The sequence below is a fragment of the Lentzea sp. NPDC037011 genome (assembly GCF_055607425.1).
Genome location: NZ_JBVJRT010000001.1, coordinates 264,849 through 279,197 on the forward strand (window position 1 = coordinate 264,849; position 14,349 = coordinate 279,197).

13 protein-coding genes are annotated in these 14,349 nt (G+C 70.5%); 6 read left to right on the forward strand and 7 right to left on the reverse strand.

Features of this window, described 5'->3' with window-relative positions; genetic code table 11:
• Nucleotides 1–56 precede the first annotated feature (56 nt).
• Complete coding sequence (locus ACZ7CH_RS01335) at nucleotides 57–683, reverse strand: HAD family hydrolase (protein WP_360393925.1); 627 nt, start codon at nucleotides 681–683, stop codon at nucleotides 57–59.
• A 64-nt stretch (nucleotides 684–747) separates the two neighbouring features.
• On the opposite strand from ACZ7CH_RS01335, the gene ACZ7CH_RS01340 reads away from it, so the two are divergent.
• The 4 genes from ACZ7CH_RS01340 (at nucleotide 748) to ACZ7CH_RS01355 (ending at nucleotide 6,896) form a co-directional block, all read left to right on the forward strand.
• Complete coding sequence (locus ACZ7CH_RS01340; protein ID WP_360393928.1) at nucleotides 748–1,914, forward strand: MFS transporter; 1,167 nt, start codon at nucleotides 748–750, stop codon at nucleotides 1,912–1,914.
• A gap of 57 nt (nucleotides 1,915–1,971) precedes the next feature.
• Nucleotides 1,972–4,020, forward strand: a complete 2,049-nt coding sequence (locus ACZ7CH_RS01345) for a PhoX family protein (protein WP_360393930.1) — start codon at nucleotides 1,972–1,974, stop codon at nucleotides 4,018–4,020.
• A gap of 129 nt (nucleotides 4,021–4,149) precedes the next feature.
• Complete coding sequence (locus ACZ7CH_RS01350; RefSeq protein ID WP_470372924.1) at nucleotides 4,150–6,252, forward strand: PhoX family protein; 2,103 nt, start codon at nucleotides 4,150–4,152, stop codon at nucleotides 6,250–6,252.
• 104 nt (nucleotides 6,253–6,356) lie between these two features.
• Nucleotides 6,357–6,896: a DUF3455 domain-containing protein gene (locus tag ACZ7CH_RS01355; protein WP_360393936.1), complete on the forward strand. Its 540-nt coding sequence runs from the start codon at nucleotides 6,357–6,359 to the stop codon at nucleotides 6,894–6,896.
• Here the strand turns inward: ACZ7CH_RS01355 and ACZ7CH_RS01360 are convergent.
• Entirely contained in the window at nucleotides 6,869–8,044 is a 1,176-nt protein-coding gene (locus ACZ7CH_RS01360; RefSeq protein WP_360393939.1) for an MFS transporter, read from the reverse strand. The genes ACZ7CH_RS01355 and ACZ7CH_RS01360 overlap by 28 nt on opposite strands.
• Before the next feature lie 12 nt (nucleotides 8,045–8,056).
• Here ACZ7CH_RS01360 and ACZ7CH_RS01365 point away from each other — a divergent pair, with 12 nt between their 5' ends.
• Nucleotides 8,057–8,734, forward strand: coding sequence for an SDR family oxidoreductase (locus ACZ7CH_RS01365; RefSeq protein WP_470372925.1), 678 nt, complete (start codon nucleotides 8,057–8,059; stop codon nucleotides 8,732–8,734).
• A 31-nt stretch (nucleotides 8,735–8,765) separates the two neighbouring features.
• On the opposite strand, the gene ACZ7CH_RS01370 is transcribed toward ACZ7CH_RS01365, so the two are convergent.
• Complete coding sequence (locus tag ACZ7CH_RS01370) at nucleotides 8,766–10,079, reverse strand: amidohydrolase family protein (RefSeq protein ID WP_470372926.1); 1,314 nt, start codon at nucleotides 10,077–10,079, stop codon at nucleotides 8,766–8,768.
• 295 nt (nucleotides 10,080–10,374) lie between these two features.
• On the opposite strand from ACZ7CH_RS01370, the gene ACZ7CH_RS01375 reads away from it, so the two are divergent.
• Entirely contained in the window at nucleotides 10,375–10,506 is a 132-nt protein-coding gene (locus ACZ7CH_RS01375; protein ID WP_360393946.1) for a hypothetical protein, read from the forward strand.
• A gap of 1 nt (nucleotide 10,507) precedes the next feature.
• Here the strand turns inward: ACZ7CH_RS01375 and ACZ7CH_RS01380 are convergent, their stop codons facing one another.
• From ACZ7CH_RS01380 to ACZ7CH_RS01395, 4 genes are all read right to left on the reverse strand, one after another.
• The gene (locus tag ACZ7CH_RS01380) at nucleotides 10,508–11,665 is read right to left on the reverse strand and encodes a sensor histidine kinase (protein WP_470369774.1); all 1,158 of its coding nucleotides are present in this window, start codon (nucleotides 11,663–11,665) and stop codon (nucleotides 10,508–10,510) included.
• A gap of 294 nt (nucleotides 11,666–11,959) precedes the next feature.
• Entirely contained in the window at nucleotides 11,960–13,066 is a 1,107-nt protein-coding gene (locus ACZ7CH_RS01385; RefSeq protein WP_470369775.1) for a nitric oxide synthase oxygenase, read from the reverse strand.
• Between the two features lie 132 nt (nucleotides 13,067–13,198).
• Entirely contained in the window at nucleotides 13,199–13,843 is a 645-nt protein-coding gene (gene trmB / locus ACZ7CH_RS01390; protein ID WP_458434279.1) for a tRNA (guanosine(46)-N7)-methyltransferase TrmB, read from the reverse strand.
• Nucleotides 13,844–13,911: 68 nt separating this feature from the next.
• Nucleotides 13,912–14,316, reverse strand: coding sequence for a hypothetical protein (locus ACZ7CH_RS01395; RefSeq protein ID WP_470372927.1), 405 nt, complete (start codon nucleotides 14,314–14,316; stop codon nucleotides 13,912–13,914).
• Between the last annotated feature and the right edge of the window lie 33 nt (nucleotides 14,317–14,349).

Below are 14,349 nucleotides of genomic sequence, written 5' to 3' on the forward strand. Positions count from 1 at the left end.
AAGTGGGCGAGTCTAGCCGGGTGGGCGCCGGTCACCGCTGGGTTCGCCGCGGCCGGTTACGCGAGCGCGTCCGGCAGGTCGGAGATCGACTCCAGCACCGTCACCTGGGCCAGCACGTCCTCCGCAGGCGGGAAGTGCGGGTTCGGCACGGCCAGCACGGTCATCCCGGCCGCCAGCGCGGCCTTCAACCCGTTCGTCGAGTCCTCCACGGCATAGCAACGAGCCGGGTCGACGCCCAACCGCGAAGCCGCCAGCAGGTACACGTCCGGCGACGGCTTCCCGGCGGCGCAGGACTCCGACGACACCGCCACGGGCACCGGCAACCCGGTCACGTCCAGGAACACCCTGATCAGCACGGCCGGCGCGGACGAGGCGATCGCCACCGGGAAACGGGACGCCACCGAGCGGACCGCGTCCACGGCGCCGGGGATCACCGGCAGGTGCGCCGCGTAGGCCTTCTCCATCTCCGCGATCACCCCGGCGGAGGCCTCGTCCGCCGACAGCCGGACGCCCAGCGACACCAGGTAGGCGCCCCACTCGGGTGTCGACATGCCCTGCATCGCCCTGGTCGCCTCGGCGGTCCACGTGCCGCCGTGCGCCGCCGCGAATGCCCGGCGCACCTCGTCCCACACCTGCTCGGAGTCGATCAGCACGCCGTCGAGGTCGAAGATCACCGCTTCCACGACGAGAACCGTACTGTGACGCGTTGTACTTCGCTATGCTAAGTAAATCTGTTAGGGTAGCTAAGTGAATTTCAAGGCTCAGCCCAAACAGGTGTGGATCACTGCTTTCGCAGCCGTGATCGCCTTCATGGGGATCGGGCTCGTGGACCCGATCCTGTTGTCCATCGCAGAGGGTCTGCACGCAACACCGTCGCAGGTCACCCTCCTCTTCTCCTCCTACCTCGGCGTGCAGGTCGTGGCGATGCTCTTCACGGGCGCGGCGACGGCGCGGTTCGGGGCCAAGCGCACGCTCGTCGGCGGGCTCGCGCTGATCGTGGTCGCCACGCTGGCGTGTTCGGCGGCGGGGAGCATCGGTCAGCTCGTCGGTCTCCGCGCGGTCTGGGGGCTCGGCAACGCGTTCTTCATCGCGACCGCGCTCAGCGTCATCGTCGGTGCGGCCAGCGGCGGGCAGAAGGGGGCGATCCTGCTCTACGAGGCCGCGCTCGGGCTCGGTCTGAGCGTCGGGCCGCTGCTCGGGGCGTTGCTCGGCAGCTTCTCGTGGCGCGGGCCGTTCCTCGGCACCGCCGTCCTCATGGCCGTCGCACTGGTCCTTTGTGCAACGTTCCTGGCTCGGGACGCGCACCACGAACGCCAGAAGATCGGCGTGCTCGACCCGCTCAAGGCGCTGCGGCACCCCGTTCTGCTGCGCACCTCCATCGGCGCGGCGCTCTACACGGCCGCGTTCTTCACGGTCCTGGCGTGGTCGCCGTTCGTGCTGCAGTGGGGTGCCGTCGAGATCGGGCTCATCTTCTTCGGCTGGGGCGTGTGCGTCGCCGTCTCCAGCGTCTTCCTCGCGCCGCGGCTCGCGGACCGCTTCGGTGAGAAGAGCGCGGTCATCGGGTCGGTGCTCGCGTTCGCCGCGCTGATGCTGCTGATGGCGGTGCCGAGCAAGCCGCTGCTGGTGGTCGCCGTGATCGTCAGCGGTGTCGTCAGCGGGCTGCTGAACACGCTGTTCACCGGCGCCGCGATGAGCGTCAGCGACGCGCCGCGGCCGGTGGCGAGCGCCGGGTACAACTTCCTGCGCTGGCTCGGTGGCGCGCTGGCGGCGACGTTCGTCAGCCACCTCGCGCAGCCGTTCGTCGTCGCGGCGGTGCTGTGCGCAGGCGCGGCGGTGCTGCTGGCGTTCAACCGCACGGACACGCACGAGGTACCGACGGAAGTCGTGATTGCCGGTGAGCAGCTAGTCGGTTAACGAAGGGTGAACTACGGTCGGTCGCGGTTCCCGAACCGACCGTAGGAGGCCCCCACCATGATCCCTCTGCCGCTCGTCAACCACCGGATCGGCAGAGCAGCGGTGACATGCGAGTACCGCTGCGGGGACGCGTGCTTCCACGACGTCCCGAACACCTCCGGCAACCCCTACTTCGGCGACCTCGTCAGCCGCCGCACCGCCCTCAGGGCCGGTGCCGTGGTCGCCGCCGCCGCGACGGTCGCACTGCCCGCGACCGCTGCCGCCGCCGCTGACGACGTTGTCACCACCGCCGCCCAGCCCGAGGCGCAGGGACACCGGCCGCCCAGGGGCCTCGACTTCACGCCGGTCGAGGTCAACACCAAGGACGAGGTCGTCGTCCCGGAGGGGTACGAGCAGGCGGTCGTGATCCGCTGGGGCGACCCGCTGTTCCCCGGCGTCCCCGACTTCGACTTCGACGACCAGACGGCCGCCAAGCAGGAGAAGCAGTTCGGCTTCAACTGCGACTTCGCCGCGATCCTGCCGCTGGACCCGCTGGAGCTGAGCGGGATCATGGTCACGAACCACGAGTACACCAGCGAGCCGTTCATGTTCCGCGGCTACGACCCGAACAACCCCACCGAGGAGCAGGTCAAGATCGCCTGGGCCGCGCACGGCCTGTCGGTGTTCATGATCAAGCGGTCGTACTTCTCCGGCCACTACCGGCCGCGGTTCAGCAGGTACAACCGCCGCATCACCCTCAACACGCCGTTCGAGGTGCGCGGCCCGGTCGCCGGCAGCGACCTGCTGAAGACCTCCGCCGACCCCACCGGCAGGAAGGTCCTCGGCACGATCAACAACTGCTCCGGCGGCGTCACGCCGTGGGGCACGATCCTGTCCGGCGAGGAGAACTTCAACCAGTACTTCGCCAACGCCGCCACCCGCAACGACCCGCGGCTGAGCCGCTACGGCGTCACCGGCACGGCGACCACGCGCAAGTGGGAGCGCTTCGACAAGCGCTGGGACCTCGCGCAGGAACCCAACGAGGTCAACAGGTTCGGCTGGGTCATCGAGCTCGACCCGCACGACCCGGACTCGACGCCGGTCAAGCACACGCACCTCGGCCGCTTCAAGCACGAGACCGCGAACATCCGCGTCGCCGAGGACGGCCGCGTGGTCGCGTACTCCGGTGACGACGAGCGGTTCGAGTACATCTACAAGTTCGTCTCCACCGGGAAGATGAAGCCCGGCAAGAGCAAGGCCGCGCGCCGGCACAACATGACGCTGCTCGACGACGGCACGCTCTACGTCGCGCGGTTCACCGGCGACAGCCCGGTCTCGGAGATCGACGGCACCGGCAAGCTGCCCAGCGACGGCAGGTTCGACGGCACCGGCGAGTGGATTCCGCTGGCCGCGGGCACCAGGTCGTTCGTGCCGGGCATGACCGCCGAGGAGGTGTACGTCTTCACGCGCATCGCGGCGGACAAGGTCGGCGCGACGAAGATGGACCGCCCCGAGGACATCGAGTGCCACCCGCGCACCGGCACCGTCTACTGCGCGCTCAGCAACAACGTCGAACGCGGCGTCACCCCCGGCAGGGAGGGCGCGACCGAGCCGAACCCGCGCGTGAACAACCGGCACGGGCAGGTGCTGGAGCTGACCGAGCGCAAGGGCGACGCGCTCGCGCTGACGTTCGACTGGGACCTGTTCCTGGTCTGCGGCTTCCCCGAGGACCCGAACACGTACTTCGGCGGGTACGACAAGTCCCAGGTCAGCCCGATCTCCAGTCCGGACAACGTGGCGTTCGACCGCTTCGGCAACCTGTGGATCTCCACGGACGCCGACGGCAAGCTCAACGGGCTGAACGACGGCCTCTACGGCGTGCCGCTGGAGGGTCCGGAACGCGGTCACCTCAAGCTGTTCCTCACGGTCCCGCGCGGCGCCGAGACGTGCGGCCCGGTGATCGGCGAGCGGGTCATCACCGTGTGCGTGCAGCACCCCGGTGAGGTGGACGGCGCGAGCGCCGACAAGCCCGTCTCGAACTGGCCGGACCGCGGTACGAGCCGGCCGCGCCCGTCGGTCGTCGCGGTGTGGCGCAAGGGCCGTCGTCAGCTCGGTGAGATCGGCTGATCACCCTGCGTGCCGTGGTCTTTCGGGAGTAGTACGAGTTCGCCTGCCGTTCACCTGCTGGACGGCGGGCGATCTCGTTGGGCTCTTAGGTTCGGCCAGTTCCCACACTGACCGATCTCGGAGGCCTGCGTGTCCTCACCCACCGATCGGGGCCGCCGCCTGCTGCCCCTGCTCCCGACGAACCACCCGCTCGGGCGTCAGGCCGTCACCTGCGAGTTCCGCTGCGGCAACGCGTGTGCGCACGAGGCGCCCAACTCGTCGCGCAACGCCTACTTCGGCGACGTCGTCAAGGAGGTCGTGAGTCGCCGCGGCATGCTGAAGGCCGGTGCGGTCGTCGCCGCCGCCGGTGCCGGCGCGCTGGCGTTCTCCGGTGCGGCCGCCGCTGCCCCGGCGCCCACCGGCGCCGAGGCCCTCGGCCGGGGCCACGGCGGTGGCAAGGACCCCGGCGGCCTCAACTTCGAGCCGGTGGCGCCCAACACCCTCGACCAGCTCAGCGTTCCGCAGGGGTTCCAGCAGGACGTCGTCATCCGCTGGGGTGACGCGGTGCTGGACGACGCGCCGAAGTTCGACTTCGACAACCAGACGCCGGAGGCGCAGGCCAAGCAGTTCGGCTTCAACAACGACTTCTGCGGCCTCGTCCCGGTGCCGGGCGACCCCAACAGCTGGCTCATGGTGAGCAACCACGAGTACACGACCGAATCGTTCATGTTCAAGGACTGGTCGTCCACGACGATCACCGAGAAGCACGCCAAGATCGCGTGGGCCGCGCACGGCCTGTCGGTCGTGATGGTCGACCGCGACCCGCGCACCGGCCGGCTCTTCGTCTGCCCGGACGACAAGAAGAAGTACAACCGCCGCATCACCCTCACCACGCCGTTCGAGGTGAAGGGCCCGGCCGCCGGCTCGAAGCACCTGAAGACCTCCGCCGACCCGACCGGCCGCAGGGTGCTGGGCACGCAGAACAACTGCGCCGGTGGCGTCACGCCGTGGGGCACGATCCTGTCCGGCGAGGAGAACTTCAACCAGTACTTCGCCAACGGCGGCACCGTGACCGACCCGGACACGAAGGCCAAGTTCGCCCGCTACGGCATCAGCGGCGGCGCGACCCTGCGCCAGTGGGAGCGCTTCGACAAGCGCTTCGACCTGGCCCAGGAACCCAACGAGGCCAACCGCTTCGGCTGGATCGTCGAGATCGACCCGCTGGACAAGAACTCGACGCCGGTCAAGCACACCGCGCTCGGCCGCTTCAAGCACGAGGGCGCGAACGTCATCGTCGCCAAGGACGGCCGCGTGGTCGCGTACATGGGCGACGACGAGCGCTTCGACTACATGTACAAGTTCGTCTCCGACGAGAAGATGCAGAAGGGCCAGTCGAAGCGCGCCCGCGAGCACAACAAGCAGTTGCTGGACAAGGGAACGCTGTACGTCGCGCGCTTCTCCGGCGACAGCCCGGCCGCCGAGATCGACGGCACCGGCAAGCTCCCCGCAGACGGCGAGTTCGACGGCACCGGCGAGTGGATCCCGCTGGCGCACAACGACAGGTCGTTCGTGCCCGGCTTCACCGCCGAGGAGGTCTACGTCTTCACGCGCCTGGCCGCCGACAAGGTGGGCGCCACGAAGATGGACCGCCCGGAGGACGTCGAGCCCTCGACGCACAACCGCCGGATCTACGCCGCGCTCACCAACAACACCGACCGCGGCAAGGCCGGCAAGGAGGGCCCGACCGAGATCAACCCGCGCAACGGCAACAAGCACGGCCACGTGCTGGAGATCGAGGAGCGCCGCAGCGACAACACGGCGACCACGTTCTCGTGGAAGCTGCTGCTGGTCTGCGGTGACCCCAACGACCCCGGCACGTACTTCGGCGGGTTCGACAAGTCCCAGGTCAGCGCGATCTCCTGCCCGGACAACGTCGCGTTCGACACGCACGGCAACCTGTGGATCTCCACGGACGGCAACGCGCTGGGCTCCAACGACGGCCTGTTCGCGGTGCCGGTCGAGGGCAAGCGCCGCGGTCAGGTGAAGCAGTTCCTCACCGTGCCGCGGGGTGCGGAGACCTGCGGCCCGGTCATCACCGAGGACTTCGTCCTGGTGTCGGTGCAGCACCCCGGTGAGATCGACGGGGCGTCGGCGAACAACCCGCTGTCGCACTGGCCGGACGGCGGCACGTCCCAGCCGCGTCCGTCCGTCGCGGTGGTGTGGCGCAAGGACCGTCGCAAGATCTGTGACTGACCCGAGGCCGACCGGTGCGGCCACCCGTCCCGTGACGGGTGGCCGTGCCACCGGCTGAGACGGTACTGAACCGGCCCGGAAACCGGCCCGTAGCCCACGGTGTGATGAAACGTGCTGGCTTGGTCCTGGTCTCGTCGACCCTCCTGGGCATCCTCGCGGGAGGCGTGGGCTCCACCGCCGCGCCGACCCCGGACCTCCTCGGTGACTCCGCCGTGCGGACCGCACCCGCGGTCCAGGTCCCGCCCGGTCACCGGCTCGCCGCCAAGTTCTACGCCAAGGGCGTGCAGACCTACAGCTGCACGGCAGGTGCGTGGAAGGGCCTGGAACCCGCCGCCACCCTGGCCGACCGGCTCGGCCGGGCCGTGGGCCTGCACAGCCGCGGCCCGATCTGGGTGTCCACCGTGGACGGCAGCGCGGTCGAGGCCGCCCCGGTCGACGGTGCCCGCAACGAGGTGCAGGGCGCTGTTCCCGAACTGTTGCTGCAGGCCAAGTCCACCAGGGGCACCGGCGTGTTCTCCGGCGTCAGCTACGTGCAGCGGCTCGCCACCAAGGGCGGCGTCGCACCCGCGGGCGGCTGCACCGAGGGCGCCCAGACGTCCGTGCACTACGAGGCGCTCTACACCTTCTCCGTGCCCGCCCGCTGAACCAGCGCCACCACCGCTGCGCTGACCATCGTGATGCCGACGACCCACAGGCCGGTCTTCTGCGTCCCGGTGAGGTCGCGCAGCCACCCGGTGACGTAGGGCGCGGCGAACCCGCTCACGTTGCCCAGCGAGTTGATCAACGCGATCCCGCCGGCCGCCGCCGTGCCGCCCAGGAAGCTCGTGGGCAGCGCCCAGAACGTGGGCAGGGCGGCGCAGACGCCGATGGCGCACACCGAGACCGCCACCATCGCCGCGACGGGGTGCTCCAGGTGCAGCGCCACGGGGATCGCCGCGCCACCGAGCAGCATCGGCGCGGCGACGTGCCACTTCCGCTCCCCGGTGCGGTCGCCGTGCCTGGCCCACAGGACCATGGCGACCGCGCCGAGGACGTACGGGATGGCGTTGATCAGCCCGCGTTCGACGACGCCCGCACCCGGCGCGAGGCCCTTGATGATCGTCGGCAAGAAGAACCCCAGCGTGTACAGGCCGTACACGATGCCGAAGTACACGAAGCTCAACGCCAGGATTCGCGGGTGCGTGAGCGCCTTGCGCAGCGGCCAGTGCTCCTCCGCGGGCTGCTCGACGGCCTCCTCCGGCTTGTCCGGCAGCCAGAACCAGGTGACGAACGCCAGCGCGATGGCGGGCAGCCCCTCGACCAGGAACATCGTGCGCCAGTCCGTCCACTGGATCAGCAGCCCGCTGAGCGTGGCGCCCAGCGCCGTCGAGATCGGCACCGCGACCATGAACATCGCGACGACCTTCGCCCGGTCCTCCTGCGGGTACCAGTACGTCAGGTACAGGATGATCCCGGGGAAGAACCCGGCCTCCGCCACACCCAGCAGGAACCGCAGCACGATCAGCACGGTCCCGTTGGGCACGAACGCCATCGCGCTCGCCAGCACACCCCAGCTGATCATGATCCGCGCGATCCACCTGCGGGCGCCGAACCGGTGCAGCGCCAGGTTGCTGGGCACCTCCAGCAGCAGGTAGCCGAGGAAGAACACGCCGGAGGCGAACCCGAACACCGTCGCGGTGAGCTGGAGCTCCTCCGACATGCCGTTCGGCCCGGCGAACCCGATGTTGACCCGGTCCAGGTAGTTGATGAAGTAGAGCAGGCACAGGTACGGCAGGATCAGCTTCTTCGGCACTACAGTTCCCCCATGACTGATCGTCCGGTCGCCCTCGTCACCGGGGCCTCCAGCGGAATCGGCTCGGCCATCGCCAGAAGTCTGGCCCCGACCCACGACCTGTTGCTAGGCGGACGCGACGAAACGTCCCTCTCGCTGCTCGCCACCGAGCTCCCAGGAGCGCAGGCCTGGCCGTTCGACCTGACGAACACCGCCTCCGCCGACCTCGGCGCGCTCCCCCGCCTGGACGTGCTGGTCCACAGCGCCGGCGTGGCGGTCCTCGGCCCGCTCGCCGAGGCCACGGAGGACGACTGGCGCAAGACCTTCGAGGTCAACGTCTTCGCCGTCGCCGCGCTGACCCAGCTGCTGCTGCCCCGGCTCCGCGAAGCCTCCGGCCAGGTCGTGCTGATCAACTCCGGCGCCGGTCTGCGCGTCAACCCGGGCTGGGGCGTCTACGCGGCCTCGAAGTTCGCACTCCGCGCCTACGCCGACGCCCTGCGCGCCGACGAGCCCGCACTGCGCGTGACCTCGGTCTTCCCCGGCCGCACGGACACGCCGATGCAGCAGGGCGTGCGGCGCCAGGAGGGCGGCGACTACGACGCCACCCAGTACCTGGACGCGGCCTCGGTGGGGCGGGCGGTGGCGTCGGCCGTGCTGGCCACGCCGGACGCCCACATCACCGAGCTCGTCCTCCGTCCACAGCCCCGCTGAAGTTGTCCACAGGATTGTCAACAGCCTGTGGCTAGTGGCTGACGCTCCGGAGTCGCTGCGCGACCGCCGTGACGTCGGCCTGCGCCTCCTGCCGGTCCACCCGCGTCGACTCCCCACCGGCGACGACGTGGTCGCCCGCCACCCACACGTCCGTGACCCGGCGCGAGCCCGCCGCCCAGACCAGGTTCGCCAGCAGCTGGTCGTCCGGCGCGTCCAGACCGGTCGCGAACACGGGGTCGTCGGCGTCGACGTGCACGACGTCGGCCCAGCGACCGGTCTCCAGCGCGCCGATGTCGTCGCGGCTCAACGCGTCGGCGCCGCCGCGGGTGGCCATCAGCAACGCCTGGGCGGCGCCGAGTGCGGTGGCGTCCATGGCCGAGGCGCGGGCGAAGAGGGCGGCGAGGCGGGCCGCGGCGAGGAGGTCGAGGTCGTCGCTCGACGCGGGGCCGTCGGTGCCGAGGCCGACGTGCACGCCGGCGGTCAGCAGGTCGCGGACCCGTGCGATGCCCGAGGCGAGCTTCGCGTTCGACGCCGGGCAGTGCGCCACGCCGACGCCGAACGACGCGTACAGGGCGATGTCGTCGTCGGACAGGTGGACCGAGTGCGCGGACAGCACGCGGCCGCCGAGCACGTCCGAGGCCTTCAGCAGCGCCGGCACCGAGCCGAACTCCGCGCGGGCGGCCTCGTCCTCGAACGGCGACTCGGCCACGTGCACCATGAACAGCGCGCCGCGGGCCCGTGCCTCCTGCGCGATCGCCGTCAGCTGCGGGGCCGACAGCGTGTAGGCGGAGTGCGGCCCGTAGGCCAGCTCGACCCGCTCACCGGGGCCGAAGCGCAGGCCGTCGGCGTCGATCCAGGCGGAGATCTCGCCGGTCAGCGCCTTCCAGTCCATGCCGGGCACGTCGAGGATCGCCCCGCCGAACACCACCCGCGAGCCGGCCGCCAGCACCGACGACACCAGCTCGGGACCGTGGAAGTACATCTCGGCCGAGGTCGTCACGCCGTGCCGCAGCATCTCCACGGCGCCCAGCAGCATGCCGGTGCCGATGTCCGCCGGCGTCATCCGCGCCTCGTTCGGCCACATCTGCTCCTGCAGCCAGCGCAGCAGCGGCAGGTCGGAGCCCAGACCGCGCAGCACCGTCATCGGGCTGTGCGCGTGGGTGTTCACCAGACCGGGCATCAGGATGCCGGACAACGAACGGACCTCGCCGTCGAAGGCGGGCGCGTCCGAGAGCGGGCCCACGTGGGTGATGCGGCCGTCGACCACGTCCACGACCGCGTCGCGCAGGACGGAGCAGGACGGGTCGCAGGGCAGGACCACGGGGGCGTGCAGACGCAGTGACATGCGGAGGATCCTGCCATTGTGATGCCGATCACAAACATGCATAGGTGGGCGAAGTGGGGGAATCCCGTCCCTGTCGGGCGCGGGCCGACCCCCAGGGTCCGCCCCGACCAAAAACTTCACCCCATCCAAGGGGCCCGTCGCGTCGCGCGACGGGCCTTTTGTGCATCCCGCGCAACCGCGGGTGCGGCCCCGGCGTCACTTGATCATGTCGAAGAAGCCGTGCACGTCCCGTGGAGACCTCCGGCGCGCACAGAAGCCCGCCACCCCCAAGCCGCCCACCCGGCGCTGAGTTGGCATGATCACCTCGCACGGGTACGGGCGTGATCATGCGGAGGCATCAGTGGCCGACATCGACCCACAGAACGACGACCAGCTCACCGATGTCGAGATGACGCAGGAGTTCGACGTCATCCGCGACGACAGCTGAGCTAGCTGATCGGCAGCTCGGCGCGGACCGTCCACCCCGTCGGTTCGCGTCGGCCTGCGGAGAACGTCCCGCCGAGCAGCTCCACCCGCTCGCGCATCCCCACGATCCCGTAACCGCCCGACCCCCCGACGGGAACGCCGGAGGCGACGCCGTCGTCCGCCACGCCCAGCCGCAGCACACCGTCGCCTGAGGACAGTTCCACGTCCACTGAGGACACAGCGGCGGCGTGCTTCCTGGTGTTGGTCAACGACTCCTGCACCAACCGCAGCACGGACCGCGCGAGCTCCTGCGGCACCGAGTCCCGCAGGTCGAACGACAGCCGCACCGGCAGCTCCGACTCCTCCGCCAGCGCGCGCACGTCGTCCTCCAGCGACGAGGACGCGGCCGGTCCGGTGGACGTCCCGTCCCGCATCGTCCCGACCAGGCGCCGCATCGCCGTCAACGCCTCCGCGCCGGACGCGGCGATGGACGGCAGCACGTCGACCTCGCGGTTCACCTGCCCGGCCTGGGCGTGCACCACGATCGCCGTCACGTAGTGCGCCACCACGTCGTGCAGCTCGCGCGCCAACGCCATCCGCTCGGCGTTCTGGGCGGCGGCGACGGAGGCCGCCAGCTGGGACGCGCGTTCGTTGTCGCGGGCGCGGAAGTACAGGCCGGTGCCGACCGCGAGGACGAGCATGATGGTGGCGCCGAACAGGTACGACGTCGGGTCCGGCCGCCACTCGCGGTACTCGGTGGCCGACACGACCGGCCACCCCAGCACCTCCGCCGTGATGACCGCCGCGATGACCAGCAGCGTGCCCGCGACCGCACGCCAGGAGGAGCCTTCCCGCACGAGGATCGCGATGGTCGCCATCGCGGCACCGGTGACCGAGATGTTCACGCCGCTGACGAAGAAGTGCGGCTCGAACGCCACACCGAGGAACCGCAGGTACAGGGCGGTGCAGACGACCGCGAAGGCCAGCGCCAGCGCCGCGTCGAACGGCCGGCGCGGCGCGAGCACCGCGATCGCGCAGACGACCAGCACGCCGGGGACCTGCCACCAGCCGAGGTCGGTGGTGATCGAGCCGGTCTCGGCGATGACGATGCCGGTGAGCGAGAGCGCCAGCGGCCACTGGCGTTTGGCGAGCAACCGCCAGTTCAGATCCGTGCTCTCCACCCGGTACACGGTAAAGCCGGAGGTCTGATCCCGCGTCCGACCGGGGTCTGGGACGCCATCAGCCAGAAGGCTGAGTGGGCGACCTGCGGAAATACCCTCACGGCGGATGCCGGATCACGCCCCGGTCACGGACTCTGGAGGAGCTGAAGTCGGGGAACGGAGGACGTCGTGTTGTCAGTCGTGTTCACCTGGGCCGCCGCTGTGGTCGGTCTGCTGGTCCTTGCCCTCATGGCCCTGTCGGGCGTGCTGATCGACTCCAAGCACTAGGTGCGCGACCAGCGTGTGGTGGGGAAGTCAGACGCTGGTCAGGGAGTTCTGCTGGCGCAGCAGCTCGGCCAGCCTGCTGGTCGGCTGCGGACGCGTCTCGTCCACCGCGGCGGTGAAGCGCGCCGGAGCACCGGTCCGTGCGCGCGCCGCGGCGGCCGGGTCCAGCCGGAAGGCCGGACGGGCCGCGGACGGGCGCTGGCGCGAGCGCAGCCAGGCGAGCCGGTGCAGCGCCTCCGCGTGGTGGTCCGTGATCGTGACGGCCGCCTGGTCGAACGAGTGCAGCACTGCCGCGTTCAGGTGAACGGTCGCGAAGTCCCGCCACAGCGTGCGTTCGGACGAGGTGTCGAGGCCCATCGCCTCCGCCACCACGCGCGCCACCCCGTAGGCGCCTTCCTCCGCCAGTGACCGGGTGCCGATCTCCGCGCCGACGAACCACGAGTTGAACGGCGCCGCCGGGTAGTGCACGCCGCCGATCGACAGCCGCATGTTCGAGATCACCGGCACCGCGTGCCAGCGCAGCCCCATCTCGCCGAACCACGGCAGCGTCGGGTGCTCCAGCGGCACCTCGTGCACGACCTCGGGCGGCAACGTGAACAGCCGCGGCCCCTCGTGCTGCGTCTCCACCACCAGCGGCAGCACGTCGAACCGCGACCTGCGGGCCGGCGGCCGCCACCCCATGCCCTGCGCGGTCTCGGTGAACTGGGCGTAGCGCCGGTCGCCGGTGCCGTCGGCGTACCCGGCGTACCGGATCAGCTGCTCGTTCCAGATCACCGGCCCCGGCGAGCCGGGCGCGTCCGGCGCGAAGACGGTCACCAGCGGCCGGATCTCACCGCCGTTCGTCGCCAGCCGCAGGTGTTCCACGCACTCGCCCGCCACCGCGGCGGCGTTGCGGTAGCCGCGCAGGTCGCGGACCTTGAGCCGCCGCCACGGCACCCCGGAGGTGCACCAGCCGGAGTCGCGCAACGCGATCCGCGCGCCGTAGGCGAGCTCGTGGGTGGTGTGGCGGTAGGTTCCGGTCTCGGCGATCTCGGCGCGCACCTGAGCGATGCGGGCGGACAACGAGCCTGCGTCGGAGTGCGCCGCGTGGAACATGCGGACGAACTCCTCCGCGACGGGGAGGACGTCGGGGGTCACGGAGCGAGAACCTAATTCCGCGACGGCCTCACGCGTCACTGCCACTCGGGGCACATCGGGTGATCAACACCTGCCACCTGATCGGGTGACAGCAGGACCCGCAGTGGTGAACGCCGCAGCTTGAGACCTCGATCAGGTGAGGTCGTTCCGCTTGAACATCAGGTCGTGCGACACGCGCCCCTCGTTCACGGCCCGCTGCTCGAACTTCGTGACCGGCCGCCAGTCCGGCCGCGGCGCCCAGCCGTCGTACATGTTCGTCAGCAGCCGCTCGCCGGAGCACACCGCGAGCATCTGCTCCGCGTAGTTCTCCCAGTCGGTGGCGAGGTGCAGCACGCCACCCGGCTCCAGCCGCGAGGCCAGCAGCGCCACGAACTCGGGCTGCACCAGGCGGCGCTTGTGGTGCTTCTTCTTCGGCCACGGGTCCGGGAAGAAGATCCGCACGCCGTGCAACGACGCGGGTGCCACGTGGTCGGTCAGCAGGTCGACGGCGTCACCGCGCAGCACGCGCAGGTTGTCGAGCCCGCCCAGGTGCTCGGCGCGCAGCAGCAGCTGGGCCAGACCGGGCTTGTAGACCTCGACGGCGACGTAGTTCAGCTCGGGTGCGGCGGCCACGAGCTGGGAGGTGGTCTCGCCCATGCCGGAACCGATCTCCAGCAGGACGGGTGCGGGACGACCGAACCACGACGTGAAGTCGAGCGGCCCCTCGGGCAGCGTCTTCACGTCGTGGCCGAGCTTCTCCCAATGGGTGTCCCAGGCACGCTCCTGCCCCACGGTCATGCGCTCGCCGCGCTGCACGAAGCTGACGATGGAACGGTGGTGCTCAGGCCTGGTCACGACCGGACAGCCTAGGCGATGAGCTCGATGTCCTCGATTTGCGCACGCAGGTCGGCGACGGTGAAGTCGATCGGCTGGGCCTGGCCGGGACCCCGGTGCGCCGGCACCAGGTGGATCCAGCCGCGGTGGGAGTCGGTGAACTGGACGGTGGTGGGTGTCGCCGGACCGTAGACACCGGTTTCGGAGGGGACGTACTCCCAGTAACCGACCTCGCCGAAGTCGGCCCACGGCACGTACACCCAGCCGGGGCGGGACGACAGGAGCTCGGTGACGGCGTCCTCGACGGCGTGACCCTCGGCGCGGGACCGGAGTCTGCCCCGGTCGAGCGCGCGCAGCCACCAGGGTGCAGGTGCGTCCTCGACGTCTCGAACGGACCGGTACATCGCGAGGATCTGGTTTTCGTCGCCCTTGTTCACCCACGACTTGCGTGCGTCTGCAGGGGACAGAGC

Excerpts from the sequence above, each read along its gene's own strand:
- ACZ7CH_RS01345 (WP_360393930.1), top strand. The coding sequence starts at position 1,972 with ATGATCCCTCTGCCGCTCGTCAACCACCGGATCGGCAGAGCAGCGGTG.
- ACZ7CH_RS01355 (WP_360393936.1), top strand. The coding sequence starts at position 6,357 with ATGAAACGTGCTGGCTTGGTCCTGGTCTCGTCGACCCTCCTGGGCATC.
- trmB (WP_458434279.1), bottom strand. The coding sequence starts at position 13,843 with ATGACCGTGGGGCAGGAGCGTGCCTGGGACACCCATTGGGAGAAGCTC.
- ACZ7CH_RS01365 (WP_470372925.1), top strand. The coding sequence starts at position 8,057 with ATGACTGATCGTCCGGTCGCCCTCGTCACCGGGGCCTCCAGCGGAATC.
- ACZ7CH_RS01375 (WP_360393946.1), top strand. The coding sequence starts at position 10,375 with ATGATCACCTCGCACGGGTACGGGCGTGATCATGCGGAGGCATCAGTG.
- ACZ7CH_RS01370 (WP_470372926.1), bottom strand. The coding sequence starts at position 10,079 with ATGTCACTGCGTCTGCACGCCCCCGTGGTCCTGCCCTGCGACCCGTCC.